This window comes from Streptomyces sp. NPDC088725, from assembly GCF_044751305.1.
Lineage (GTDB): Bacteria > Actinomycetota > Actinomycetes > Streptomycetales > Streptomycetaceae > Streptomyces.
Genome location: NZ_JBIVLO010000009.1, coordinates 201,371 through 227,881, shown reverse-complemented (window position 1 = coordinate 227,881; position 26,511 = coordinate 201,371). Strand labels below are relative to the sequence as shown.

At 71.1% G+C, this 26,511-nt stretch carries 21 protein-coding genes; 5 read left to right on the top strand and 16 right to left on the bottom strand.

Annotated features, from left to right (window positions below):
• Positions 1-29 precede the first annotated feature (29 nt).
• From ACIP6N_RS23150 to ACIP6N_RS23125, 6 genes are all read right to left on the bottom strand, one after another.
• Positions 30-656 (bottom strand): GntR family transcriptional regulator, encoded by a 627-nt coding sequence (locus ACIP6N_RS23150; RefSeq protein WP_401818379.1) that lies wholly within the window; start codon positions 654-656, stop codon positions 30-32.
• Between the two features lie 88 nt (positions 657-744).
• On the bottom strand, positions 745-1,230 hold the full coding sequence (locus ACIP6N_RS23145) for a nucleotidyltransferase domain-containing protein (protein WP_401818260.1): 486 nt from the start codon (positions 1,228-1,230) through the stop codon (positions 745-747).
• A 131-nt stretch (positions 1,231-1,361) separates the two neighbouring features.
• On the bottom strand, positions 1,362-3,317 hold the full coding sequence (locus ACIP6N_RS23140) for an acyl-CoA dehydrogenase family protein (RefSeq protein WP_401818258.1): 1,956 nt from the start codon (positions 3,315-3,317) through the stop codon (positions 1,362-1,364).
• A gap of 177 nt (positions 3,318-3,494) precedes the next feature.
• Entirely contained in the window at positions 3,495-4,940 is a 1,446-nt protein-coding gene (locus ACIP6N_RS23135) for an aldehyde dehydrogenase family protein (protein WP_401818256.1), read from the bottom strand.
• 707 nt (positions 4,941-5,647) lie between these two features.
• The gene (locus ACIP6N_RS23130; RefSeq protein ID WP_401818253.1) at positions 5,648-7,258 is read right to left on the bottom strand and encodes a PucR family transcriptional regulator; all 1,611 of its coding nucleotides are present in this window, start codon (positions 7,256-7,258) and stop codon (positions 5,648-5,650) included.
• 301 nt (positions 7,259-7,559) lie between these two features.
• Positions 7,560-9,746 (bottom strand): ATP-binding protein, encoded by a 2,187-nt coding sequence (locus ACIP6N_RS23125; RefSeq protein WP_401818250.1) that lies wholly within the window; start codon positions 9,744-9,746, stop codon positions 7,560-7,562.
• Between the two features lie 259 nt (positions 9,747-10,005).
• On the opposite strand from ACIP6N_RS23125, the gene gabT reads away from it, so the two are divergent.
• A complete protein-coding gene (gabT, locus tag ACIP6N_RS23120; RefSeq protein WP_401818247.1) occupies positions 10,006-11,340 on the top strand; it encodes a 4-aminobutyrate--2-oxoglutarate transaminase in 1,335 nt (444 codons plus the stop codon).
• 165 nt (positions 11,341-11,505) lie between these two features.
• On the opposite strand, the gene ACIP6N_RS23115 is transcribed toward gabT, so the two are convergent.
• Positions 11,506-12,033 (bottom strand): hypothetical protein, encoded by a 528-nt coding sequence (locus ACIP6N_RS23115; RefSeq protein ID WP_401818244.1) that lies wholly within the window; start codon positions 12,031-12,033, stop codon positions 11,506-11,508.
• A gap of 623 nt (positions 12,034-12,656) precedes the next feature.
• Here ACIP6N_RS23115 and ACIP6N_RS23110 point away from each other — a divergent pair.
• Positions 12,657-13,505: a phosphatase PAP2 family protein gene (locus tag ACIP6N_RS23110; protein WP_401818243.1), complete on the top strand. Its 849-nt coding sequence runs from the start codon at positions 12,657-12,659 to the stop codon at positions 13,503-13,505.
• Positions 13,506-13,515: 10 nt separating this feature from the next.
• Here the strand turns inward: ACIP6N_RS23110 and ACIP6N_RS23105 are convergent, their stop codons facing one another.
• From ACIP6N_RS23105 to ACIP6N_RS23075, 7 genes are all read right to left on the bottom strand, one after another.
• Positions 13,516-13,992 (bottom strand): hypothetical protein, encoded by a 477-nt coding sequence (locus ACIP6N_RS23105; protein WP_401818241.1) that lies wholly within the window; start codon positions 13,990-13,992, stop codon positions 13,516-13,518.
• A 124-nt stretch (positions 13,993-14,116) separates the two neighbouring features.
• Positions 14,117-15,544 (bottom strand): NAD(P)/FAD-dependent oxidoreductase, encoded by a 1,428-nt coding sequence (locus tag ACIP6N_RS23100; protein WP_401818238.1) that lies wholly within the window; start codon positions 15,542-15,544, stop codon positions 14,117-14,119.
• A 48-nt stretch (positions 15,545-15,592) separates the two neighbouring features.
• Positions 15,593-16,396 (bottom strand): ABC transporter permease, encoded by an 804-nt coding sequence (locus ACIP6N_RS23095; protein WP_401818236.1) that lies wholly within the window; start codon positions 16,394-16,396, stop codon positions 15,593-15,595.
• Positions 16,396-17,328 carry an ABC transporter permease gene (locus ACIP6N_RS23090; RefSeq protein ID WP_401818233.1) on the bottom strand — a complete coding sequence of 311 codons (933 nt, stop codon included), beginning with the start codon at positions 17,326-17,328 and terminating at the stop codon, positions 16,396-16,398. The genes ACIP6N_RS23095 and ACIP6N_RS23090 overlap by 1 nt, the downstream gene beginning before the upstream one ends.
• Positions 17,325-18,500, bottom strand: a complete 1,176-nt coding sequence (locus ACIP6N_RS23085; RefSeq protein ID WP_401818230.1) for an ABC transporter ATP-binding protein — start codon at positions 18,498-18,500, stop codon at positions 17,325-17,327. Before ACIP6N_RS23085 ends, ACIP6N_RS23090 begins: the two co-directional genes overlap by 4 nt.
• Before the next feature lie 110 nt (positions 18,501-18,610).
• Positions 18,611-19,858 (bottom strand): PotD/PotF family extracellular solute-binding protein, encoded by a 1,248-nt coding sequence (locus tag ACIP6N_RS23080; protein ID WP_401818228.1) that lies wholly within the window; start codon positions 19,856-19,858, stop codon positions 18,611-18,613.
• A 74-nt stretch (positions 19,859-19,932) separates the two neighbouring features.
• Complete coding sequence (locus ACIP6N_RS23075) at positions 19,933-21,450, bottom strand: gamma-aminobutyraldehyde dehydrogenase (RefSeq protein ID WP_401818225.1); 1,518 nt, start codon at positions 21,448-21,450, stop codon at positions 19,933-19,935.
• 180 nt (positions 21,451-21,630) lie between these two features.
• Here ACIP6N_RS23075 and ACIP6N_RS23070 point away from each other — a divergent pair, with 180 nt between their 5' ends.
• Positions 21,631-22,149: an NADAR family protein gene (locus ACIP6N_RS23070; RefSeq protein WP_401818222.1), complete on the top strand. Its 519-nt coding sequence runs from the start codon at positions 21,631-21,633 to the stop codon at positions 22,147-22,149.
• Here ACIP6N_RS23070 and ACIP6N_RS23065 read toward each other — a convergent pair.
• Positions 22,139-22,969, bottom strand: a complete 831-nt coding sequence (locus ACIP6N_RS23065) for a DUF4190 domain-containing protein (protein ID WP_401818220.1) — start codon at positions 22,967-22,969, stop codon at positions 22,139-22,141. The genes ACIP6N_RS23070 and ACIP6N_RS23065 overlap by 11 nt on opposite strands.
• Before the next feature lie 165 nt (positions 22,970-23,134).
• Between ACIP6N_RS23065 and ACIP6N_RS23060 the strand changes: the two genes are divergently transcribed.
• Both ACIP6N_RS23060 and ACIP6N_RS23055 read left to right on the top strand, forming a co-directional pair.
• Entirely contained in the window at positions 23,135-24,160 is a 1,026-nt protein-coding gene (locus ACIP6N_RS23060; RefSeq protein WP_401818217.1) for an adenosine deaminase, read from the top strand.
• A complete protein-coding gene (locus tag ACIP6N_RS23055) occupies positions 24,160-24,873 on the top strand; it encodes a glycerophosphodiester phosphodiesterase (RefSeq protein WP_401818215.1) in 714 nt (237 codons plus the stop codon). The genes ACIP6N_RS23060 and ACIP6N_RS23055 overlap by 1 nt, the downstream gene beginning before the upstream one ends.
• A gap of 110 nt (positions 24,874-24,983) precedes the next feature.
• Here the strand turns inward: ACIP6N_RS23055 and ACIP6N_RS23050 are convergent, their stop codons facing one another.
• The gene (locus ACIP6N_RS23050) at positions 24,984-26,423 is read right to left on the bottom strand and encodes a gamma-aminobutyraldehyde dehydrogenase (protein WP_401818378.1); all 1,440 of its coding nucleotides are present in this window, start codon (positions 26,421-26,423) and stop codon (positions 24,984-24,986) included.
• Positions 26,424-26,511 lie beyond the last annotated feature (88 nt).

Sequence of the window (26,511 nt, the reverse complement as noted above, 5' to 3'; positions counted from 1 at the left end):
GACGCTCGGACCTACCGGGGCCGGGCCGGTCAGCCGGAGAGCAGGACCTTCAGCGTCGTCTCCAGGTGGCCGCTGATCGCCGCGCACGCGGCCTCGGCGTCACCGGAGGCCAGGGCGTCCAGGATCGCCTGATGCTCATGGAGCACGGCGTCCTGGCGCCCCGCCCTGTTGTACAGGGCCACGATGCCCGCGCGGATCTGCCGGCTGCGGAGCCCTTCGTAGTGCCGGTCGAGAAGTCCGTTGCCGACGGCGGAGACCAGCGTGGAGTGGAAGAGGTGGTCCGCGGCGATGAACTCCTTCGCGTCCTCCTGGCCCTTGAGGCCACGCTGCCGCTCCAGAAGCCCGGCCAGCGCCTCGACGGGCACGGCGTCCGCGCCGATCGTCTGCTGGGCCGCGTAACGCTCGACGATCCCGCGCAGTTCCATGAGTTCGGTGATCTCACGGCCGGACAGTGGTGCGATGTGCGCGCCGCGCTTCGGTACGAGCTGGATCAGATCCTCGGCGGCGAGCATGAGCAGCGCCTCGCGGATCGGAGTGCGGGAGACGCCGATGCGGTCGGCGATCTCCTGCTCGGTGAGGAACCTCCCCTGCATGGCGGGGTCCACCAGCACGATGTCCTTGAGATACGCGTACGCCTTGTCACGGCCCGACAGCACAAGATCCCCCACAGCTCTCGCTCGCATACAACTGGTATACAAAAATTACCACGCGGCGCGGCCCTCCGGCGGGCGCTCGGCGGCGGAGTCAGAAGTGCGTGGCGATCCCGAACGTCTCGCGCAGCAGCGCCATGTCGTGCCGGTCGTGGCCGGCCGGCTCGTACCCCTGATGGAAGGCGACCTGCTGCGCGGCCGAGAGGCACGGCACCCGCTCGCCCCCGATGGTGCCGGCCGTGAAGCAGTCAGCCGGGTAGCGGAAGGGCTCGTCCGGGTCGTGCGAGGACTGGACGGCGGAGCCGTCAGGAGCGAAGACGAGCGGATGCAGGTCGACCGACTCACCGCTCGGACGGGCCATCACGAACCGCACCGGCCGCTGGTCCAGAGTCTCCGTGAACCCGGCCGCCGCCAGCGCCTCGATCACTCGCGGCTCGTGGTCCGCGCGGTGGGCGAGGTCGAGATCGCGGTGCGGCCTGGTCTGCTTGCCCACCAGCGCGTCGATGCCCCAGCCGCCCGCGATCCAGACGTCGGCGCCACGCAGCAGGGTGAGCACGGCCAGCGCGCCGTCAGCTGTCATCACCCGGGGACAGTACGCGCCGGTGCCCGCGGCTCACCACCGGAACAGCGCGTCCGCCCGGATGCTGAGCGGCCGGGCGCGCCCGCCGCGTCCGTACCGTTGACGCGGCGGGCGGGACAACGGCGGCGCTCTCAGGGGATCTTGCGGTGGACGTTCTCCCGTCGCGAGGGGCCCGGGGTCGCGTCCGCGATCCAGGCGCCTTCGCCGCTGGCGTCGATCACACCCTCCTCCAGCCAGGAGTACGTACCGGCCAGGACACCGTTCACCACCCTGTGGTCGATGTCGTCCGTGTTGGACCACAGCCGCCCGAACAGCTCCTCGACCCGGATCCTGGCCTGCCGGCAGAAGGCGTCGGCCAGTTGGTACGCCTCGCGGCCGTGCTCGCCGCTCGTCCGCAGCATCTCGGCCCGTACACACGCGGCGCTCATCGCGAACAGCTCGGCGCCGATGTCGACGATCCGGCCGAGGAAGCCCTGCTTGGTCTCCATCTTTCCCTGCCAGCGCGACATGGCGTAGAAGGTGGAGCGGGCGAGCTTGCGGGAGCCCCGCTCGACGTACCGCAGGTGCGACGAGAGGTCCGTATGGCCCGCCGGGTGGAAGTCGGCGTAAGAGGAAGGCAGTTGGCCCGGGCCCGCGACCAGTTTGGGCAGCCAGCCCGCGTAGAACCGGCCCGCCCGCGCGCCCGCTTTCGCCTTGTCCGAGAGGGACGTGTCCGGGTCGATGATGTCGCCGGCCACCGCGAGGTGGGCATCGACGGCCTCGCGGGCGATCAGCAGATGCATGATCTCCGTCGAGCCCTCGAAGATCCGGTTGATGCGCATGTCGCGGAGCATCTGCTCGGCCGGCACGGCCCGTTCGCCCCGGGCGGCCAGCGAGTCCGCCGTCTCGAAGCCGCGGCCGCCCCGGATCTGGACCAGCTCGTCCGCCATCCGCCAGCCCATCTCGGAGCCGTACAGCTTCGCCAGCGCGGCTTCGATCCGGATGTCGTTGCGGTCCTCGTCGGCCATCTGCGACGACAGGTCCACGACCGCTTCCAGTGCGAACGTCGTCGCGGCGATGAACGAGATCTTCTCGCCCACGGCCTCGTGCCTGGCGACCGGCCTGCCCCACTGCTCGCGCTCCGCCGACCACTCGCGGGCGATCTTCAGGCACCACTTGCCCGCGCCCACGCACATCGCGGGCAGCGAGAGACGCCCGGTGTTGAGCGTCGTCAGCGCGATCTTGAGACCCTCGCCCTCGGCGCCGACGCGGTTCGCCACCGGGACCCGGACCTGGTGGAAGCGCGTCACCCCGTTCTCCAGGCCGCGCAGGCCCATGAACGCGTTGCGGTTCTCGACCGTGATGCCCGGGGAGTCCGCCTCGACCACGAAGGCGGTGATGCCGCCCTTGCGGTCTGCGGTCTTCGGCACGCGCGCCATCACGACGAGCAGATCGGCGACCACGCCGTTGGTCGTCCACAGCTTCACGCCGTCCAGGACGTACGCGTCGCCGTCGGGCACGGCAGTGGTCGCCAGCCGGGCGGGGTCGGAGCCCACGTCCGGCTCGGTGAGGAGGAACGCCGAGATGTCGGTGCGGGCCACCCGGGGCAGGAACCTGTCCTTCTGCTCCTGGCTGCCGAAAAGTTTGAGCGGCTGCGGTACGCCGATCGACTGATGGGCGGAGAGCAGCGCGCCGACGGCCGGGCTCGCCGAGCCGACCAGCGACAGGGCCTTGTTGTAGTACACCTGGGTGAGACCGAGACCGCCGTACTTGGTGTCGATCTTCATCCCGAGGGCGCCCAGCTCCTTGAGGCCGCGCACCACGTCGTCGGGGATCCGGGCCTCGCGCTCGATGAGCGGGCCGTCGATCCGGCTCTCGCAGAACTCCCTGAGCTTGGTCAGGAAGGCCTCGCCCCGCCGGACGTCCTCCGGGGCGGGAAGGGGATGCGGGTGGATGAGATCGAGCCGGAAGCGGCCGAGGAACATCTCCTTGGCGAAGCTCGGTTTGCGCCAGCCCTGCTCGCGGGCGGCCTCGGCGACCTGCCGCGCCTCCCGCTCGGACACCTTGGGCCTGTCCTGCGATGCGGATGCTGTGGATGGGGCGGACATGAAGGACTCACCTCGCCGCGAAATCGGGGACAGAGACGGATGTACCGTCCGGTACTACTCGTCCGTATCTACCCGATTCCGCGGAGCCGCACCACTGGTGGGCCGGCCGATCACTTCTGACGGCCGGCCCGCGTGCGGGCTGCGAGGCGAGAGTCGTGCGGCCCGCGAGTCGCGCGCCTACAGAGCGAGTCCGGTGAGCACCATGACCCGCTCGTAGGTGTAGTCCTCCATGGCGAACCGCACGCCCTCGCGGCCGACACCGGACTGCTTGACGCCGCCGTACGGCATCTGGTCGGCGCGGTAGGAGGGGACGTCGCCGACGATCACACCGCCGACCTCCAGGGCGCGGTGCGCGCGGAAGGCGGCCTGCAGGTCGTTGGTGAACAGCCCTGCCTGGAGGCCGTACTTGGAGTCGTTCACCGCAGCGAAGGCCTCGGCCTCGCCGTCGACCCGGCGGAGCGTCAGTACGGGCCCGAAGACCTCCTCGTGGGAGAGCGTGGCGTCCGCGGGGACGTCGGCGAGCACGGTGGGCGCGTAGCTCGCGCCGTCCCGCTTGCCGCCGGCGAGCAGCTGGGCGCCGCCCTGGACAGCCTCGTCGACCCATGTCTCGACCCGCTTGGCGGCGTCCTCGCTGACCAGCGGTCCCACATCGGTGGCGTCGTCGGACGGGTCTCCGGTGACCTGCGCCCCGACCGCGGCGAGGATCTTGGGCACGAGCCGTTCGTACACGGAGGTGTCGGCGATGACGCGCTGCACCGAGATGCAGGACTGGCCGCCCTGGTAGTTCGCGAACGTGGCGATGCGGGTCGCCGCCCAGTCCAGGTCCTTCTCGCTCGCGTAGTCGGCGAGGACGACGGCGGCGCCGTTGCCGCCGAGTTCGAGCGTGCAGCGCTTGCGCGGGACCGAGTCCATGATCGCGAAGCCGACCTTGTCGGATCCGGTGAACGAGATCACCGGCAGCCGCTCGTCCTGCACGAGGGCGGGCATCCGGTCGTTCGCCACCGGCAGCACGGACCAGCTGCCTTCGGGCAGCTGCGTCTCGGCGAGCAGCTCACCGAGCAGCAGGCCGGACAGCGGGGTCGCGGGAGCGGGCTTGAGGATGATCGGGGCGCCGGCGGCGATGGCCGGGGCGATCTTGTGGGCGCACAGGTTGAGCGGGAAGTTGAACGGCGCGATCCCGAGGACGGCGCCACGGGGGAAGCGCCGCGTCAGCGCGAGGCGGCCGGCGCCGCCCGCGTCGGTGTCGAGGCGCTGTGCCTCGCCGCTGTTGAACCGCCGGGCCTCCTCGGCGGCGAACCGGAACACGGAGACAGCGCGGCCGACCTCACCGCGCGCCCACTTGAGCGGCTTGCCGTTCTCGGCGGAGATGAGCGCGGCGATCTCCTCGGTGCGCTCGATGAGGCGGTGCCAGACGTGGTCGAGCGCGGCGGCGCGTACGTGTGCGGGCGTCGCGGAGAACTCGTCGACGACGGCGTGCGCGGCCGCGACGGCCTGTTCGACCTGTTCGTCGGTCGGCACGGCGACGGTACCGACAAGCCGGCCGTCCCAGGGGGAGGTGACGTCGAACGTGTCCTCGCCGGTGGCCTGGCGGCCGGCGAGCCAGAAGGCGTGGGTGGAAGTCATTGCGTGCCCGGCCCTTCGGTTAGTCGGGGTGTCTGCTGTCCACCGTAGGGGCGCGGAGGCGGAGGGTCGCTTGTCCGGGGTGGAGTGGTGACCTCGGCACGGTGCGCCGCTTTGTCGGGTACGGCGGGGCGGATTCACTCCGCGTCGTACGAAAACGAGCGCCCGGCGTTCGCGGGAGGCGAAATGCGGGCGCCGGAAGCCGGGAGGCCCGCGAGGACGCGCGACCGGCGGGCGGACGGGGCCCGAACCGGCGGAGGCCGAGCAGCAGGCCCTGGCGCGGCTCGACGCACTCAGAACTCAGATCATCCGGTTCCCCGGTCCGAAGGCCGGGCGGCAGGCGAGGGCCGGCACGGTCCCCGGGGCACCGGACCCCGCGCCCGGGCCTCGCCGCGCGCCGCTCTGTGCCGTGCGGCCGGGGCCACCATCCACGCCGCACAGAAACGGGGCCCGTAGAACTCCGGGCCTCCGGGACCCGGGCGACCGGATCCGGCCGCGCGACCAGGCGGGACTGCGCGACCGGCGGGACTGCGGGACGCGCGAGGCCTGTACTCGGGGCGCCCCCGGCCGCAGGCCCTCGCGGGATTCGCGATCAGGTCGTACGGCTGCCACTCCCTGGGTCACCCGACCGGCGCGCCTGCGAGGCCTGCGGTCCCGGACTCGCGGCAACCCGAGCAGCCCATGTCCCCGCAAGGTGCGTCACACTCAGGTCAACTGGAGCCCGGACCTCCCGGGCCTGTCGTCTTCAGGGACAGCCACAGTTCCATCCGCACGTCCGGGTCGTCCAGCGACCGCCCCAGGATCTCCTCCACCCGCCGCATCCGGTAGCGCAGCGTGTGCCGGTGTACGCCCAGGTCCGCCGCAGCCGCGTCCCACTGGCCGTGACGGGACAGCCACGCGCGCAGCGAGGCCACCAGGTCTCCCCGGCCCTTCGCGTCGTGCTCGTACAGCGGGCGCAGCATGCCGTCCGCGAAGGCACGCACGGCGTCGTCGCCGAGCAGGGGGAGGATCGAGCCCGCCGCCAGTTCCTCGTGTTCCACCAGGGCGCGCCCGCGCCTGCGGGCCACCGAGAGAGCCTGTTCGGCCTGTTTGTACGCGCCCGCCGCGGCGATCGGGCCGGCGGGCGCCGACAGGCCGACCACGACCCCCACCTCTACCGCGTCCCGCTCCGCGTAGTCCCCGGCAGCCGTGACCACCGCTCCGTCGTCCGCGGCCAGTACCACGAGCCGTCTCCCGCCGTCCGGTACGGCCAGCACCGATTCGCCGGCCCGCGCGCCCGCCGCCTCCAGCGCCTCGGCCAGTGAATCCAGCGTTTCGAGCGGGGAGCCGTCCGCCGGTTCCGACGTCCCGGCCGGCGACCCGCTCGACGACCCCGCCGACGATTCCGCCGGCTCCGCGATCAGCAGCCTGAACGGCGCGTCCAGGAGGGCCCCGTACAGGTCGCCCGCCACCGCCCGCGCGTGGTCCGTCTGTCCCGACAGCAGCATCCTCAGCACGGCGGAGCCCACCCGCCGCTCGGCCTCCTGAAGCGCCCGGGACCGTTCTGTCGTCAGCGTCAGCAGCGCGACCGCCGAGTGGACGGCGTACCGCTCCGCGGTGCCCAGCGCGGAGCCTGTGCCCACCGCCAGCGCGCCGCGTGCCCGGCGGCCCGTGCCCAGTGACTGGAGTTCCACCCGGTCGTCCGCGCCGCCCACCACGGTGCTCGCGGGGGCGGGCCGCTCGCCCAGTCTGGCGACGTCAGCGGCCAGCCGTGCCGCGCGCCGCGCGGCCCACTCGGGCTGGGCCGCGACGACCGCGCCGGAGGCGTCGTACAGCGCGGCCCAGCCGTCGACGTACCCCGCCAGCCGGCCGAGCAGCGCCGAGGAGCCTTCACTCAGCGCCGCGCGGGTCAGCTCGCGCTGGGCCTCGAACCCGGCCGTCACCGACCGGTACTGGTCGGCGGCCACCGCCTTGGAGACCGCCTTGCTGATGGCGAGGAACGGGGTCGGGCGCGGCACCTCCAGCAGCGGCAGTCCCTCCGCGCGGGCCGCCTCGACCAGTTCCTCCGGGACATCCGGGTACGTGACGCCCACCGCGAAGCCGAGCCCGACGACCCCGGCGCACACCAGCCTCCGTACATAGCGCCGCATCGCCTCGGAATCCTCGGCGTCCAGCGTCGTCGCGGTGATGAGCAGCAGTTCGCCGCCCTCCATGTACGGCACGGGGTCGGCCAGCTCGCTGGCGTGCACCCAGCGCACGGGCGTCCCGAGCCGGTCCTCCCCGGCGCGCACGGTGAGCTTGAGCGCCGAGTGCTGGACGAGCGCGGCGAGCGTGAGCGGCATGGTGGGAACCGTGGCCTTCGGCAGCGGACGGGGAACGGGGCGGTGTACCGGACAGGAGGGGCACGAGCGGGGACGGAGAGGGGGGCACGGCGGTACGCCGGACACGTACGCCGCCATGTCCTCACAGAGGACCCCAATTCTGCCACTCTGGCACGCCGGGGCGGCAGACCCGTGCGGGGATCCGTACGCCGGACACGCCGGACACGCCGGACACGTACACGGGAGCCGTACACCGGACACGTACGCCGGAGCCGCCCGGCGGTCCGTGCGCCGGAGCCGCCCCACGCGTTCGTTACGCCGGTCAGTCCCGCAGGTCCACCAGCACCGGCGGCGCGTGCTCTCCGCCCACCGTCCGTACCGACAGCACCGCGTGCCCGGCCGGTACCGAGTGCGCCAGCTCGGAAGCCGACCACCGCTCGCGCTCGACCTGCCGAACGGTCACCGCGTCCGTCGTGACCGCCTTGCCGGTGACCAGCTTCCTGAACGAGTGGATGGCCCGGGTCAGCGGCTGGTCGGCGAAGACCGTGCGCTGGGTGACGTCCCGCGTCTCCACCCACTCCGTGCCCCACGCCTCCGCGAAGCGCTTACCGTCCCAGGTCGTGATCCCGGCGAACGCCATCCGGCACCCGACGGCGCCCAGCAGCGCCGCGTGCAGCGCCTCCGGTACGTCGTCCAGGCTGCGCAGCGTGAGCACCGCCCCGGCGTTCACGGACCGCAGCCGCTGCACTCCGCGCAGCGTCTCGGGGGTGAGGGTGCGCGTCGCGTCGTCCAGGACCAGGCACGCGAAGAGCGAACGGTCCGCGCGGACCGCCGCGTTCGCCGTGAACTGCGCGAGCAGGAGCCGGGCGAGCATCCGGGACGCCTCGGCGTGCCCGCGCTCCGGCAGGTCGATACGGACCCGCAGCGGGTGCTCCAGGGTGCGCAGCGAGAACGGCCGGGTGCGGCCGGTCGTGTCGAAGAACCCGGCGAACGCGGGCCGGTCGAGGAGCGCGATCCGGTCGGCGAGCGCACGGCCGGGGTCGCCGGGCGCGCCCTGCTGGCGTTCACGGACGTCGAGTTCGCGCCGCATGGCGTACTGGCCCTCGGCGTCAAGGCCCTCGCGCAGCGCGGCGAGCGCCGTGGGTGTTCCGTCGAGGAGTTCGCGCAGCTCGGGTACGGAGGGCAGGCGGCCGTGCGCGGCCCGGAACGGGCCGAGCAGCTGGGCGAGCACGGTGGTGGCGCGCCGGCTGTCGGTGTCCGGGAGGTCTCCGACCAGCCCCTCGGCGAGTACGGCGGCGGCCTCGTCCGGGTCGCTGGTCCCGCCGTACAGGTCGAGGTCGTAGACCGAGTCCGGGTCGCCGATCCTGACGACCACGTCGTACGCGTCGTCGGGGCCCAGCCGGGTGCCGGCCGCGCAGACGGCGATGACGGCGGCCTGTCCGGCGAGCGCCTGGAGCGAGAGCGATTCGACGACGGGCCTGACGACGGCGTGCGTCTTGCCCGCTCCGGGCGGTCCTACGGCCAGCAGGGACGTGCCGAGCAGGGCCGGTTCCAGGGCGAGACCGGAGCCGCGCCGCGCGTAGGGGTTCCGCTCGCCGTCGTGGACCGTGCCGATCCTGACCTGCTGGACGAGCAGGTCGTGCCGGGCCGCGCGCACGGGCAGGTCACGCCTGCCGGAGGGGTGGACGCAGGCGCCCGCGCCCTGGGTCCGTACGGCTTCCGCGAAGGCGGGCAGCCGGGAGGGGTCGGCCCGTACGGTCTGCCAGGCGCGCCGGATGCGGGCGTAGTCGACGTCGTTCATCCGTCCGTCCCGTACCTCGGCCGCGAGCCGCGCGGCGCTCTCGCCCTGGCCGGCCGCCCGTAGCTCGGGCCACTCGGCGAGGTCGTCCTCGGGTTCGGGGTGCGCGGGCAGGACGGCGGCCGCCTCGGCCGTGTGGCGGTCGAGGCCGAGGATCCGGCGGGCCAGTTCGGTCCAGCGGCCGAGCCGGCCGAAGACGACGATCAGCACGGCGGCCATGAGGACGTAGTAGACGTTCAGGGCCGTCGTCCCGGTCTCCGTACCGGGCCAGGAGTCGGGGGTGAGGACCAGGAGCGGCCAGACCCAGAAGCTGCCGAGGTAGCCGTTGCGGATCAGGGACCAGAGCAGCAGCCCGGCGAGGAACGAGATCAGCGCGCCGGTGACGAGCTGGCGCAGCGGCGTGCGCTCCGGTTCCACCGCGGCCCGTGCCACATGCCCGTACGCCCAGGTGCCCGGCGCCGCCGCGGCCCGCGGGATGTGCAGCCAGTCGCGCAGTGTGGGCCCGGTGGTGGGCGGGTGGCCGGGCGCGGGAGGAAGACCGGCCGCTCCCGGGTAGCCGCTCGCTTCTGGGTAACTGCCCGCTTCCTGGTACGGGGGCGGCCCCGCCGGCGCCGAGTGCGGCGCGGCCGCCGGCATGGGTGGTGGCCCTGCCGGGCGTGGCACGGGGTTGGCGCGTGTACCCCGCGGGTCCTGCGTGCCGTCGGTCTCCATCTGCCCCTGCCCCCTGACCAGCCAAGTCCGCTCCGTACGCGCCCCAATGTATTGCCACTGCAATACATCGGGGGGAAGTTCAGCGTTCCACAATGGCTCGGTGTCGCCCGCCCCGCGTCCGCGACGATCACGGCGCTTGTCCGCAGCGGACAACGACACACCCCGCAACACTCCCGAACGGTGCATGCCCGGCCCGCTCCCCCGCCCCTAGCCTGCGAAGAAGAGACCAGCGTCCGCGCCCACCCCTCAGGAGCCCCTCATGACCGCAATCCCGCAGGAGCGCCGCCTCGTCACCGCCATCCCCGGCCCCAAGTCGCAGGAGTTGCAGGCCCGCCGCAGCGCCGCCGTCGCCGGTGGCGTGGGGTCCGTGATGCCCGTCTTCGCCGCCCGCGCCGGCGGCGGTGTCCTGGAGGACGTGGACGGCAACCGGCTGATCGACTTCGGTTCCGGTATCGCCGTGACCACGGTGGGCAACAGCGCCGAGGCCGTCGTGCGCCGGGCCTCCGCCCAGCTCGCGGACTTCACCCACACCTGTTTCATGGTCACCCCGTACGAGGGGTACGTGGAGGTCTGCGAGCAGCTGGCCGAGCTGACCCCCGGTGACCACGCCAAGAAGTCGGCGCTGTTCAACTCGGGCGCCGAGGCCGTCGAGAACGCCGTGAAGATCGCCCGGATCCACACCAAGCGCCAGGCGATCGTCGTGTTCGACCACGGCTACCACGGCCGTACGAACCTGACCATGGCCCTGACCTCGAAGAACATGCCGTACAAGAACGGCTTCGGACCGTTCGCGCCGGAGATCTACCGCGTGCCCGTCGCGTACGGCTACCGCTGGCCGACCGGTCCCGAGAACTGCGGTCCTGAGGCATCCGCCCAGGCCATCGACCAGATCAACAAGCAGATCGGTGCCGAGAACGTCGCGGCGATCGTCATCGAGCCGCTTCTCGGCGAGGGTGGCTTCATCGAGCCGGCCAAGGGCTTCCTGCCCGCGCTGGCGAAGTTCGCCAAGGACAACGGCATCGTGTTCGTGGCGGACGAGATCCAGTCCGGTTTCTGCCGTACCGGCCAGTGGTTCGCCTGTGAGGACGAGGGCATCGTCCCCGACCTGATCACCACGGCGAAGGGCATCGCGGGCGGCCTGCCGCTGGCCGCCGTCACCGGCCGCGCCGAGATCATGGACGCCGCGCACTCCGGCGGCCTCGGTGGCACGTACGGCGGCAACCCGGTGGCCTGCGCCGCCGCGCTCGGCGCCATCGAGACGATGAAGGAGCTGGACCTCCCCGCCAAGGCCAGGCGCGTCGAGGAGATCATGAAGGGCCGGCTCTCCGCGATGCAGGAGAAGTTCGACATCATCGGTGATGTGCGCGGGCGCGGCGGAATGCTCGCGCTCGAACTGGTGAAGGACCGGGAGACCAAGGAGCCCAACCCGGAGGGGACGGCCGCGCTCGCCAAGGCGTGCCACTCCGAGGGTCTGCTGGTCCTGACCACCGGCACCTACAGCAACGTGCTGCGGTTCCTGCCGCCGCTGGTGATCGGCGAGGACCTGCTGAACGAGGGCCTGGACATCCTGGAGCAGGCGTTCACCACGGTCTGAGACCGCCGGGGCGCTTCGTGTCGCGCTTCCCGCCGGTCGGCGCTTCCGTGTGTGCCGGTGTCCTGCGCCTGAAACCCTGCTCTCGACTCGTCAGGGTTTCAGGCGCGGGCGACCAGATCCCGGATCTTTCCGTTCCGTGCTCTTACTCCTCGCAGGCCAGGGAAATCACTTGCGGACCCGGCCCCACGGCTTGAAGACCGAGATCACCATGGCGAAGCTCAGGAAGCTCATGGCGGTGGCGGCGAGGAACGAGACGAACCAGATGTCCTCCAGCGGCTGTTCGCCCGAGGCGAGTTCGGTGAAGGGGCCCAGGAATGCCAGCATCATCGCGAGGGCTGCGACATTGAGGACCAGCTTCACCGCGACCCACCAGTAGCGCACGAGTCCCCACTTGGTCGCCATCCCCAGCAGGAGACCGGTGACGAGGCAGATCGCCCCCGCTATGAGAGCCGCCACCAGGAGGGGGACGACGAAGTAGTCCGCGAGCGCCCGGTAGGCGGAGGTACGGGCCTCGCCCTCGCGCACCCAGCCGATCGCCACCGTAATGATCGAGACGACATCGATGCCGATCCAGATTCCCGCCGACGCGACGTGCGTGACCAGGATGCTCTTGCGCAGTCGGGCCGGGATGCTCCAGCGGATCCGGTTGGCCCGGGGCGGCGGGGTGGTTCGGGGCGTGGAAAGAGTGGTCATGGCTGTCCTGTCTGTGGATCGTCTCGGGTACGGGTCGGCAGCCGGAGCCTCTGACGGGGCTCACCCTGGGGGGCGAAGCGGCTGTGCACTGCCGTCCCGCCGATTCCGCTTGCCGTCCAGGTGGGTGACGGTGCCCGGCCATGGCACTTTCCCTGGATTCCATTGAAAGCGGGGCGACTTGGGCGCTGCCCCGTCCCCGCACCTCGACGTTAGAAGCGTCGACCATTAACAACAAGTGCATGGTTGTTACTTGTACAGTTACCGCCACGCAACTGGAATCGAATCCGCTCGCCGCCCCGGACGCACTCAGGACGCACTGCCGAAGGGGGCGGCGCGCCCGGCGGCGCGGTACGCCTCCCGAACCGCCGCCGAAGTACTGTTCGCTCGTGGACGGAGCCGGCGCGCCGGTGCCGCGAGCGCGCCGCCCCGGCCCGGAGTTCTCCGGGCCGCCACGCGACCCCTTCTTCCATGAGGTGACGTATGCGGGGCCAAGCCGTACCGGACGCTTCGGACCGGCCCTCGTGCGTCCGTCCGAGTCACGCTGTGAAGAAGGTGTGCGAGGGCGATGGCGGGGTCCGTTTCCCGCTGTCGGTCCCCTCGCCGCTGACGTACGGTTTCCGCAGATGAGAGAAACACCCCGTCCGCAGGGGACTGCGGACGATTCCGGAGCGGAGCGTCCCCAGCGCCGTTCTGGCCGTGCCATCGCGCACACCACCGGGGCCTCGGGCTCCGGAACTCCTCACCGGTCGGATGGCCGCCCGCTCCACACCCCCCGGGGCGAGCGGCACACCGATCTTGTCGGCCGTCCCGGAACCATCCCCCCCGTTCCGGGACGGCCGAACCTCCTCTCCCGGGCCTTCGCGCTCTGCGTGGTCCTCCTCGCGCTCTTCGCGCTCGTGACGTGGCAGGCCGCTGCCGGTGGTCCGCTGCGTACGGCCGACGAACGGCTGGACCGCGCGCTCGTCGGGCACGGCCCGCGCGCCCTGACGGAAGCACTCGCCGACCTCGGCAGCATGCCGGTCGCCCTGCCCGTGCTGGCCCTGGCCGCCGGGTACGCGCTGTGGCGCGGGCAGCGCGCCCGCGCGCTGGCGGCCGCCGTCACGATGGCCGTGGTCCCCGCGCTCGTCGTACCGCTCAAGATCTGGACCGACCGGCCGGGTCCGCTCACCGACGCGACCGGCTACTACCCGTCGGGGCACACGGCGACGGCGATGGTGGCGTACGGCGCCGCCGCGCTGCTGCTCACCCCGTACGCGGGGGCGCGCGGAACGGCGCCCGCCGCCGCGGTGCTCACGGTCGCGACGGGCACCGGTCTGATCCTGCGCGGCTACCACTGGCCGCTGGACGTCCTCGGCAGTCTGCTGCTGTGCGGGATCCTGCTGCTCCTGCTGGCGCTCGTCCTGAACCGCATCGGCCCGGACGGCGCCGGCCGGCGTACGCGGCGCGGTACGCCGGGAACGCCGGCCGGCTGACGGCCCTGCGTCACGGCCCGTCGTCCCCGCTCGCGCCGCCCGGGGCCGCGAGCCCGGCCGCCGCCTCGTGCATCGCCAGCTCCAGCAGCGACGGGTCGGTGAGCGTGCCCGACCCGTCCGGCGGGACCAGCCAGCGCGTTCCGACACCGGTGCGCCCCGGGTACGGCACGACGATCCAGGTACCGCTCCCCGCGCCCCGCACCCCCGTGCCGAGCCAGTGCGAGACCGTGCCGGGCGGTACGAAGAAGCCCATGCGGGCGTCTCCGAAGCCCGCCAGTACCGGGCCCGTCCGCTGGATCAGTCTGGTCAGTACGTCGAGTGTGGGATAGCCGAGGCCGGCCGTCAGGATCAGGACATCCCAGCGTTTACCGGCGGGAAGGAGCGCCACCCCGTAGGGGTTGCGCTCCCACTCCCACCGGCAGACACCGGGATCCGGCGCCACCGATGCCAGCCATTCCACCGCTCTGTTCGCCCCCGCGCCCGTCATCCGCCCGGCCTCCATCCGTGTCGGCAGACTTTCTGTCCACAAGAGGAGAAGGCGTTCGGGCCGAACTATGACGAGACTTCGGACCACGAAAACGGAGAGAGCGGTCGAGGGAGAAGGGCGGCGCTCAGCTGTCGAAGCCGAGTCCCAGGCTGTCCATCGTCCGCAGCCACATGTTGCGCTTGCCGCCCCGCGCGTCGGCGCGGGCCAGTGACCACTTGGTCAGACCGATACCGGCCCAGGCCACCGGCTCCGGCGGGAACGGCAGCGGCTTGCTGCGGACCATCTCCAGCGCGGTGCGTTCGGTGCGCTCGGCCGCCAGCAGGTCGAGCATCACGTCCCCGCCGAAGCGGGTCGCCCCGACGCCGAGCCCGGTGTACCCGGCTGCGTAGGCGACCCGGCCCTCGTACGCCGTACCGAAGAAGGGCGAGAAGCGGGAACAGGTGTCGATCGCACCGCCCCAGGCATGGCTGAACCGCACGCCTTCCAGTTGCGGGAAGCAGCGCAGGAAGTGGGTCGCGAGCTTCAGGTACGTCTCCGGGCGGTGGTCGAGACCGGCGCTGAGCCGGCCGCCGTACGGATAGACCGCGTCGTAACCGCCCCACAGGACACGGTGGTCGGCGGTGATCCGGAAGTAGTGGAACTGATTCGCGGTGTCGCTGAGCCCCTGCCGGTTGCGCCACCCGATCGCGGCCAGTTGCTCGTCCGTCAGCGGCTCGGTCGTCAGGGCGTAGTCGTAGACCGGCACGGTGTACGGGCGCACCCGCTTGACCAGCGAGGGGAAGACGTTCGTGCCGAGGGCGACCCGGCGCGCGAAGACCCTGCCGTACGGCGTACGGACGGCCATGCCCGCGCCCGACCTGGCCAGCTCCAGACCGCGCGTGTGCTCGTAGATCCGTACACCGAGGTCGAGGCAGGCCCGCTTGAGGCCCCAGGCCAGCTTGGCCGGGTGGAGCATGGCCACACCGCGACGGTCCTGGAGGCCGCCGAGGAACGTCGGTGAGTCGACCTCGGCACGGACCTCGTCACGGTCGAGCAGTTCGAGTCCGCCGAAGCCGAGCTTCGCCGCCTCGTCCCGCAGCTCGCGAAGCGCGTCGAGCTGGTGCGGTTCTGTGGCGACGTCGATCTCGCCGCTGCGCTCGAAGTCGCAGTCGAGGGAGTACCGGGCGACGGTCGCCTCGATGGCGTCGAGGTTGCGCGCGCCCAGGTCCTCCAGCGCCGCCAACTCGTCCGGCCAGCGGGCGAGGCCGTTGCTGAATCCGTGCGTCAGGGAGGCGGCGCAGAAGCCGCCGTTGCGGCCGGAGGCCGCCCAGCCCACCTCGTGGCCCTCGATCAGTACGACGTCCCGTGCGGGATCGCGTTCCTTGGCGAGCAGCGCGGTCCACAGTCCGCTGTAGCCGCCTCCGACGACGAGCAGATCGGTGCGCTCGTCCCCGGTGAGGGCGGGCAGGGCCTTGGGCCTGCCCGGGGCGTCCAGCCAGAAGGAGCCCCGCTGGACGTCGTTGAGCGACGCCGCGGCCGCCGCGGCGGTGGTGCGCATGGCGCTTGCGGCCATGTCTTCCAACTCCTTCAGTTCGTGTCCGGCTCGTACTCAGGGCGGTTGTCAGGGGGTGGCGGTCTTCTTCCGCCGGTTGCTGACCAGTTGTGCCGCCACGACCACGGCTACGGCAATGATGAACATCGCTGTCCCGATGACGTTGATCTGCACCGGCGTGCCGCGCTGCGCGGAGCCCCAGACGAACATCGGGAAGGTCACGGTCGATCCCGCGTTGAAGTTGGTGATGATGAAGTCGTCGAAGGACAGGGCGAAGGCCAGCAGCGCGCCGGCCGCGATGCCCGGCAGCGCGATCGGGAACGTGACGCGCAGGAAGGTCTGCACGGGACCCGCGTAGAGGTCGCGCGCCGCTTCCTCGAGCCGCGGGTCCATGGACATGACCCGCGCCTTGACGGCGGTCACGACGAAGCTGAGGCAGAACATGATGTGCGCGATCAGAATGGTCCAGAAGCCCAGCCGCGCGCCGAGGTTGAGGAAGAGCGTGAGCAGCGAGGCGGCCATCACGACCTCGGGCATCGCCATCGGCAGGAAGATCAGCGAGTTGATCGGGCCGCGCGCCCGGAAGCGGTAGCGGACGAGCGCGAAGGCGATCATCGTGCCGAGCGCGGTGGCGGCGAGGGTGGCCCAGGCGGCGATCTGGAGCGAGAGCCCCAGCGAGCCGCAGAGGTCGGCGACGCCGCAGGGGTCCTTCCAGGCGTCGAGGGAGAAGCGCTGCCAGGAGTAGTTGAAGCGCCCGGCGGGCTTGTTGAAGGAGAAGACCATGACGACGACGTTCGGCACGATCATGTAGCCGAGCGTCAGCAGTCCGGCGACGACGACCAGGTTGCGGCGGATCCAGCGCGTCACACTCATCAGACCAGCTCCTCCGTTCCCGCTCGGCGGATGTAGAACGTGACCATCAGCAGGACGACGGCCATCAGGATGAAGGAGAGCGCGGCTGCCGTCGGGTAGTCGAGGACCCGCAGGAACTGCGTCTGGATGACGCTTCCCACCATCTTGGTGTCGGTGGAGCCGAGCAGTTCGGCGTTGACGTAGTCGCCGCTCGCCGGGATGAACGTGAGCAGCGTGCCGGAGACGACCCCCGGGAGCGACAGGGGGAACGTCACACGGCGGAAGGTGGTCAGGGGCCTCGCGTACAGGTCGCCCGCGGCCTCGTGCAGCCGGCGGTCGATGCGCTCCAGCGAGGTGTAGAGCGGCAGGATCATGAACGGCAGGAAGTTGTACGTCAGTCCGCAGACCACGGCCATGGGCGTGGCGAGGACGCGGTCGCCCTCGGTCCAGCCGATCCAGCTGGTCACGTCGAGGATGTGCAGGCCGTTGAGTACGGAGACGACCGGGCCGCCGTCCGCGAGGATCGTCTTCCACGCGAGCGTACGGATCAGGAAGCTGGTGAAGAACGGCGCGATGACCAGGACGAGCAGCAGATTGCGCCACCGGCCTGCCCGGAAGGCGATGAGATAGGCGAGCGGGTAACCGACCAGCAGGCACAGGATCGTGGCCGTACCGGCGTACAGCAGGGAGCGCACGAACTGCGGGTAGTACTCCTGGAGCGCGTCCCAGTAGGTCTGGAAGTGCCAGGTGACCTGGAATCCGTCTTCGAGGGACCCGGTCTGCACGGAGGTCGACGCCTGGTAGACGAGCGGCAGCGCGAAGAAGACGAGCAGCCAGAGGATGCCGGGCAGCAGCAGCCAGTACGGTACGAGCCGCCGGCGCGCGGAGGGCCTGCGCGGCGGGAGACCGGTCTCTTCCTGGGCCGGGACGGGCGGTGCCTGCGTGGCGGTCATGACACCTCCTCGTCCACCGCGCCGACACCCACGGTCCCGGCGAGCGGCGACTGTTCGGCGTCGAGGCCGAAGCTGTGCGCCGGGTTCCAGTGCAGGACGACCTCGGCGCCGGGAACCAGCCGCGTGTCGCGTTCGATGTTCTGCGCGTACACCTCGAGGCCGGGGCCGACCGGGCTGTCGATCACGTACTGCGTCGAGACGCCGATGAAGCTGGAGTCGGCGATCCGCCCGGTGACCCGGTTGCGGCCGGCGGGGATCACGCCGGCGTCGTCGGCGTGGGTCAGGGAGATCTTCTCGGGGCGTACGCCGATCAGCAGCTTTCCGCCGCTCGCGGTGGGCGCCGCGCACCGGCCGGCGGGGAGCAGCAGCTTGGCGCCGCCCGCGGTGACCACCACGTCGTCCCCGTGCTTCCCGGCGATCTCGGCCTCGATGAGGTTGGAGGTGCCGAGGAAGTTGGCGACGAAGGTGGTCTTCGGGTTCTCGTACAGATCGGCGGGGGCGCCCAGTTGCTCCACCCGGCCCGCGTTCATCACCGCGACGGTGTCGGCCATCGTCATGGCCTCCTCCTGGTCGTGGGTGACATGGACGAAGGTGATGCCCACCTCGGTCTGGATGCGCTTGAGTTCCAGCTGCATCTGCCGGCGCAGCTTGAGGTCGAGGGCGCCGAGCGGTTCGTCGAGCAGCAGCACCTGCGGGCGGTTGATCAGCGCCCGGGCGACGGCGACGCGCTGCTGCTGGCCGCCGGAGAGCTGGTGCGGCTTGCGCTTGGCGAAGTCGCCGAGCTGGACGAGGTCGAGCATCGCGCCGACGTCCTCGCGGACGGACTTGATGCCCCGGCGGCGCAGGCCGAAGGCGACGTTCTCGTAGATGTCGAGGTGCGGGAAGAGCGCGTAGCTCTGGAAGACGGTGTTGACCGGGCGCTTGTAGGGCGGCAGATCGGTGACGTCCTTGTCACCCAGGTGGACCGTGCCGGTGGTCGGGTCCTCCAGACCCGCGATCATCCGCAGGGTCGTGGTCTTGCCGCAGCCCGACGCGCCGAGGAGTGCGAAGAACGAGCCCTGCGGCACGGTGAGATCGAGCGGCCGGACGGCCTGGAAGGAGCCGTATGTCTTGCTGATCCCGGTGAGGCGGACGTCGCCGCCGCCCCGGCTGGTGGATGCGGTCTCTGTCATGGGTAACGGTCCCGGGGGCTGGAGAGATGTGGACGGGCGTGCGGATCGGGCGGCGGAGGGATTCCGGCACCGCGCGGATCGTGCATCGCGCGGGCCGGGCGCCGCGCGGGTCAGGCGCCGATGAGCTTGGCGAACTTCGCTTCGTACGCCGTCTCTTCCTTGCTGCTGAGGGAGCGGAAGGCGTGTGACGTGGCGGCCATTTCCGCGTCCGGGATGATGAGCGGGTTGTCCGCCATCGTCTTGTCGATCTTCGCGAGCTCCGGACGCACTCCGTCGACGGGACAGACGTAGTTGATGTACGCGGCCAGCTCGGCGGCGATCGGCGGCCGGTAGTAGTGGTCGATCAGCATCTCGGCGTTGGTCTTGTGCCGCGCCTGCGCCGGGACCAGCAGATTGTCGCTGGAGATCATGTAACCGGTCTTCGGGAGCGTGTACTTGATGTTCGGGTTGTCCGCCTGCAACTGGACGATGTCCCCGGCCCAGGCCAGACACGCGGCGATGTCGCCCTTGTCGAGGTCCGCCGTGTAGTCGTTGCCGGTGAAGCGGCGTATCTGACCGGTGTCGGCGCCCTTCTGGAGCCGCGCGATCGCGGCGTCGAAGTCGTCGTCGGTGAAGTCCGCCGGGTCCTTGCCGAGGTCGAGCAGGGTCATGCCGACGCTGTCGCGCATCTCGGTGAGGAAGGAGGTGCGTCCCTTGAGCCTGGGGTCCTCCAGCAGCTGGGAGACGGAGGTGACCGCGCGTCCGCCGGTCGCCTTGGCGTTGTAGGCGATGACGGTGGGGATGCCCGTCCACGGGTACGAGTAGGCACGGCCGGGGTCCCAGTCGGGCATCCGGAACTGCTCGGCCAGGTTCGCGAACGCGTGCGGCAGATTCGACGGGTCGAGCTTCTGCGCGTAGCCGAGCCTGATCATGCGGGCGGCGAGCCAGTCGGTGACGCAGATGAGGTCACGGCCGGTGTCCTGCCCGGCCGCGAGCTGCGGCTGGATCTTGCCGAAGAACTCGACGTTGTCGTTGATGTCCGCCGTGTACTTCACCGTGATCCCGGTGCGTTTCGTGAACGCCTCCAGGGACGGATAGTGCTTCTCGTCCTCGCTGGTGTCCATGTACTCGGTCCAGTTGGAGAAGACGATCCGCTTCTCCTTCGCCGAGTCGTCGATGGACGCGGGCCCGTTCTCGTCCCGTTTCGCGGGCGGGATCCCGCAGCCGCTCAGACCGGCCAGTCCGCCGATCGCGAGCGCGCCGGCACCGGAGGCGCGCAGCATCGAGCGGCGGGTGAGGGCGCCCCTGCCGCTGGTCACGCTGCGCCGCATCGCGGCCAGTTGGGCCCCGGACAGACGGCCGGGCTCGTACTGCTCCATGCGCTGTGCCCTTTCGGGTGGGTGATCAGGGCCGAGGGTGTTTTCTGGGGAGTGTGCCTCGATGACCTGTGCCGTCAGGAACGGTCCCCGAAGATCGTGCGGTGCCAGTCCTTCCTGGCCTCCGCGGTGTTGTCGTACATCACGTGCTTGAGCTGTGTGTACTCCTCGAACGAGTACGCCGACATGTCTTTTCCGAAGCCGCTGGCCTTGTAGCCGCCGTGCGGCATCTCGCTGATGATCGGAATGTGGTCGTTGACCCAGACGCAGCCCGCCTTGATCTCGCGCGTCGCCCGTCCTGTCCGGTAGACGTCACGGCTCCAGACCGAGGCGGCGAGGCCGTACGGGGTGTCGTTGGCAAGGCGCAGGCCCTCGTCGTCGGAGTCGAAGGGCAGCACGACCAGCACCGGGCCGAAGATCTCGGACTGGACGATCTCACTGTCCTGTGCGGCGCCGGTGATGAGCGTGGGCAGGTAGTACGCGCCTGCCGCGAGGTCACCGCCGGGCGCGGCGCCTCCCGTGACGACCCGGGCGTAGCCGCGGGCCCGGTCCACGAAGCCCGCGACCCGGTCGCGCTGGACGTGCGAGATCAGCGGTCCGAGGTCGGTGGCCGGGTCGAAGGGGTCGCCAAGACGTACGGTCTCCATCAGCTCGGCGACACCGCTCACGAAGGCGTCGTACAGCGGGCGCTGGACGTAGGCGCGGGTGGCGGCGGTGCAGTCCTGGCCGGAGTTGATGAGCGAGGCGGCGACCGCGCCGTGGACGGCGGCTTCCGGGTCGGCGTCGTCGAAGACCAGGAAGGGCGCTTTGCCGCCGAGTTCGAGGTGCAGGCGGGTGACGGTCGCGGCGGCGATCCCGGCGACGCGCTTGCCGACGGAGGTGGAGCCGGTGAAGGAGGTCATCACGACGTCGGGGTGGCCGACCAGGTGTTCGCCCGCGTCCGGGCCCGCGCCGTTGACGATGTTGATGACACCGTCCGGGATTCCGGCCTCCTGGGCGGCCTGGGCGAACATCAGCGAGGTGAACGGGGTGATCTCGGCGGGCTTGAGCACGATGGTGTTGCCCGCGGCGACCGCCGGGAGGATCTTCCAGGCGGCCATCTGGAGCGGGTAGTTCCACGGTGCGATGGAGCCGACGACCCCGATCGGCTCCCTGCGCACGCAGGAGGTGTGGTCGCCGCTGTACTCACCGGCGGAGACACCTTCGAGGTGGCGGGCGGCGCCGGCGAAGAACGCCGCGTTGTCCACCGTCCCCGGTACGTCGAACTCGGTGGAGAGCTTGATGGGCTTGCCGCACTGGAGCGATTCGGCGTACGCGAAGTCGGCGGCCTGCCCGGCCAGTACGGTCGCGAAGCGGTGCAGGGCGTCGGAACGCTCGCCGGGTGTCGCGCCCGCCCAGCCGGGGAAGGCCTCGCGCGCGGCGGCGACGGCCGCGTCGACATCGGCCGTGCCCGCGAGTTCGTACGTATGGATCGGCTCGCCGGTGGCCGGATCCACCACGTCCTGCGTGCGTCCCGAGGTGCCGGCCCGCAGCTGTCCGCCGATGAACTGCGCACCGGCCGCGAAGCGGTCCCGTACCTGGAAGCCGTTGCCCATACCGCTCTCCGTTGCTCCAGCTGTGATTGAGTGCCGATCCTGACAGAGCAGCTTGCCCCCAACAAGTGATTCCGTTGTTGCCTTTTGGTTACGCGACGGAATCGGTGGACCATGTGTCCAGTTGGCGCGCGGTTCGGTTCGGCAGACGGGCTGTCAGTGGTGGCTGCCAGAATCGCGTGCATGAGAGAGAAGTATCTGTACTTCTGGGGACACACACCGGCTCGGGACGGCGCTCTCGGGCCGCACTGTCTGAGCCAGTGGTGGTCCGCGCCGTTCACGGTCGACGGCGTCCGGTACGCCACGGCCGAACACTGGATGATGGCCGCCAAGGCACGGCTTTTCGGCGACGGGGAGGCGGAGCGCAACGCCGTCGGGGCGGCGCACCCCTCGCTGGCCAAGAAGGCGGGGCGGCTGGTGCGTGATTTCGACGCGGCCGTGTGGGAGCGCGAGCGGTTCGGCATAGTGGTCGAGGGCAGCGTCCACAAGTTCGGCCAGGACCCCGGACTGCGCGGCTATCTGCTGGCCACCGGCGACCGGATACTCGTCGAGGCCAGCCCGATGGACCGGATCTGGGGCATCGGACTGGCCGCGGGCGACGAGCGGGCGCAGGACCCCGCGCGCTGGCGCGGGCTCAATCTGCTCGGGTACGCCCTGGTGGAGGCGCGCAAGCAACTGCGGGCGGAGGTCGCTACCGGCTGACGCCGTGTACGACGAGCGAGGTCTCGTACGAGTCGTCATACACGGTCGAGTCGTAGCCGTCGTCGTGGTTCGCCGTCCAGAGGATCAGGGCGAGGAAGGCCGCACTCGCCACGACGCCGATGGGCCCGAGGATGACGCCCGCGAGCGCCACACCGCTGTTGCTCGCCTCGCCGCGGCGGGCCTTGCGCAGGCCGACGGCTCCGAAGATCAGCGCGAGGATGCCGAGGACGATGCCCAGCCCGACGAACCAGAACAGCACCACGGACAGGATGCCGAGCACCATCGCGGTGACGCCCAGGCCGTTCGACTGGCCTTGAGGAGCCGGCGGCCATCCGCTGTTGCCGTAGGCGGGGTAACCGCCACTCGGATATTCCGAACCGGGGTAGCCGGTCCCGGCGTAACCCGTCCCGGGATAACCGGGCGCGGCGGGCGGCGGCCCATAGGTGGCGCCGGGGGCGTAGGGATCGGGGTACGGCGGGACGCCGGAAGGCGCGGTCTGTGGCGCGCCCGGGTAGCCGTACGGTCCGGGAGCGGGCTGGGCCGGTCCCCCCGGCGCGACCGGCGGCGGCGGTACGGCGCCGGACGCGGGGCCCTTGCCGGGATCCGGGCTGGGTATTCCGACGACCGTCGGCTGGTCGTGCACCGATCCGGGAGGCGGTGGAGCCTGCGGCGGATACGGCTGGGGCGCTTGCCACTGCGGCTGCTGACCCGGCCGGGGCGGCTGTGACGCGGATGCGTCCTGCGCCTGCCCGCGCCCGGGCGGAGCCCAGGGATCGTGCGGCTCGTAGCCGCTCGGCGGCTGCTCGCTCTTCTCAGACATGGTCCTCCCCCATCATGATCCCGTCATGCTACGGCCTCGGCTCCGTGCCGATCCGGCCCGGCCTACGATGATCCCCGACCCCGGGCGGCCCCGGGCAGGGGGCGACCCGGCGCCCTGCCGACCACGCTCCACCGGGCGCCATGCCCCAGCACCGGAGGACCTCACATGACCGATCTGCACCCCTTCATCGCGGGGCTGCCCAAGGCCGAACTGCATGTGCACCATGTCGGCTCCGCGTCCCCGCGCATCGTGTCCGAACTGGCCGCGCGGCACCCGGACTCCAAGGTGCCCACCGACCCCGAGGCCCTGGTCGACTACTTCACCTTCACGGACTTCGCGCACTTCATCGAGGTCTATCTCTCGGTCGTGGACCTGATCCGCACCCCGGAGGACGTCCGGCTGCTGACTTACGAGGTCGCCCGTGACATGGCGCGGCAGAACATCCGCTATGCGGAGCTGACGGTCACGCCGTTCAGCTCCACCAGCCGGGGCATCGCCGGAGAGGCGTTCATGGAGGCGATCGAGGACGCGAGGAAGGCCGCGGAGTCCGAACTGGGCGTCGTCCTGCGCTGGTGCTTCGACATCCCGGGCGAGGCGGGACTGCTCTCCGCGGCGGAGACCACGCGGCTCGCGCTGGACCTGCGCCCCGAGGGCCTGGTCTCCTTCGGGCTCGGCGGTCCCGAGATCGGTGTGCCCCGGCCGCAGTTCAAGCCGTACTTCGACCGGGCGATCGACGCGGGCCTGCATTCCGTGCCGCACGCCGGGGAGACCACGGGCCCCGAGACCATCTGGGACGCGCTCACGTCGCTGCGCGCGGAGCGCATCGGCCACGGCACCAGCTCCGTCCAGGACCCGAAACTGCTGGCGCACCTCGCCGAGCACCGCATCCCGCTGGAGGTCTGCCCCACCTCGAACATCGCTACGCGCGCGGTGCGGGACCTCGATGAGCACCCGATCAAGCAGATGGTCGCCGCGGGGGTGCTCGTGACGGTGAACAGCGACGACCCGCCGATGTTCGGCACGGACCTCAATCAGGAGTACGGCGTCGCGGCCCGGCTGCTGGGCCTGGACGAGCGGGGTATCGCCGATCTCGCCAAGAACGGCGTGGAGGCGTCCTTCCTCGACGAGGCCGGCAAGACGCGCATCGCGGCGGAGATCGACGCGTACACCACCGACTGGCTTGCCGGGTAATGGCGTTCACCGGCCTCCGGGGCCCCGCGCGCACCGTTGTCGCCGTCGGCCACCGCGGTGATCCCTACCGCGTCCGCGAGAACACCCTCGCCTCACTCCGCTCCGCGCTGGAACGGGGCGCCGACGCGGTCGAGACCGATGTCAGGCTCACCCGGGACGGCGTGCCCGTGCTGCTGCACGACGCCTCGCTGAAGCGGCTCTGGGGGCATGAACGGCTCCTCGCGGAGGTGACCCACGACGAGTTGCGCGAGCTGACCGGCGGCGGCGTGCCCACACTGCGGGAAGCGCTCGCGGCCATGGCGTCCACCCGCGTGATGATCGATCTGCCCGGCGCCACTCGGGAGGCGGTCCGTGAGGTGGTCGGCACCGTCCGCGCGTGCGGCGCGGCCGAACGCGTCTACTACTGCGCCTCGCCCACCACGATGCTCGCCGTCCGCGAGACGGACCGGGACGCCGAGATCGCGATGACGTGGACGACCGTCGCGCCGCCGCGCCCCGAGCTGCTTGCTGCCGTGCGGCCGCGCTGGCTCAACTACCGCTTCGGCCTGGTCGGTAGCGAGCTGACGGACCGCAACCACCGCGACGGCCTGCTGGTCTCCGCCTGGACGGTGGACACCGGTCGCTCCATGCGCCGGCTGATCAGGGACGGGGTCGACTCGATCACCACCAACCGGATCGACGTCCTGTCCCGCGTGCGGGGACCGAGGCCCTGACGTACGGGCACCGAAGCGCCGACGGCGCGCGTCTCCGGTGCGCGGACGGGCGGTGGACACCAGGTCCACCGCCCGTCGCTCTGTTCATCAGCCCGCTCGCGGACGCTCCGTCAGCCGTCGAGCGACGTCATCACGTGCTTGATGCGCGTGTAGTCGTCGAAGCCGTACGCCGAGAGGTCCTTGCCGTAACCGGACTGCTTGAAGCCGCCGTGCGGCATCTCCGCGACCAGCGCGATGTGGGTGTTGATCCACACGCAGCCGAAGTCCAGCGACCTCGACATCCGCATCGCGCGTCCGTGGTCCTTCGTCCACACGGAGGAGGCGAGGGCATAGGGGACGTCGTTCGCGTACGCCAGGGCCTGCGCCTCGTCCGTGAAGGACTGGACGGTGATGACCGGGCCGAAGACCTCGTGCTGGATGATCTCGTCGTCCTGCTTGAGTCCTGAGACGACCGTCGGCGCGTAGAAGTAGCCCTGGTCACCGACCTGGTGGCCGCCCGCCTCGACCCGGGCGTGGGCAGGCAGGCGCTCGATGAAGCCCGAGACGTGCTTGAGCTGCGTCGCGTTGTTGAGCGGGCCGTACAGCACGTCCTCGTCGTCGGCGGCGCCGGTCTTCGTCTCCTCGGCGGCCTTCGCGAGCGCCGCCACGAACTCGTCGTGGATGGACTCGTGCACGAGGACCCGGCAGGCGGCCGTACAGTCCTGGCCCGCGTTGAAGTACCCCGCCACGGAGATCTCCTCGACGGCCTTGGCGATGTCGACATCCTCGAACACGACGACGGGCGCCTTGCCGCCCAGCTCCAGGTGGACCCGCTTGAGGTCCTTCGCCGCGGACTCCGCGACCTGCATCCCGGCGCGTACGGAGCCGGTGATGGACGCCATCGCGGGCGTGGGGTGCTCGACCATCGCGCGGCCGGTGTCGCGGTCGCCGCAGATGACGTTGAAGACGCCCTTGGGCGCGATCGCACCGATGATCTCGGCCATCAGGACCGTCGAGGCGGGGGTGGTGTCCGACGGCTTCAGCACGACGGTGTTGCCCGCGGCGAGCGCAGGAGCGAACTTCCACACGCCCATCATCATCGGGTAGTTCCACGGCGCGACCTGCGCGCAGACGCCGATCGGCTCGCGCCGGACGATGGAGGTGAGCCCTTCCATGTACTCGCCGGCCGAGCGTCCTTCGAGCATCCGGGCCGCGCCCGCGAAGAAGCGGATCTGGTCCACCATCGGCGGGATCTCTTCGGTACGGGTGAGCCCCAGCGGCTTGCCGGTGTTCTCCGACTCGGCGGCGATCAGGTCCTCGGCGCGCTCCTCGAAGGCGTCCGCGATCTTGAGCAGAACCTTCTGGCGCTCGGCCGGGGTCGTGTCGCGCCAGGCGGGGAAGGCGGCCTCGGCGGCCTGCATCGCGGCGTCGACGTCGGCCTGGCGCGAGAGCGGTGATGTGGCGTACACCTCGCCCGTGGCCGGGTTGACCACGTCGATGGTCCGCCCGTCGGCCGCGTCCCTGAACTCCCCGTTGATGTAGTTACGCAGACGGCGCAGCTCGGTGGTCACTGCCACCCCTCCTGTCAGATGTCCGATGGGTGAGACACCCACCATAAGGGCTCAGTCGACGCTTTCGACAGACCCGACGCTCGGCAAC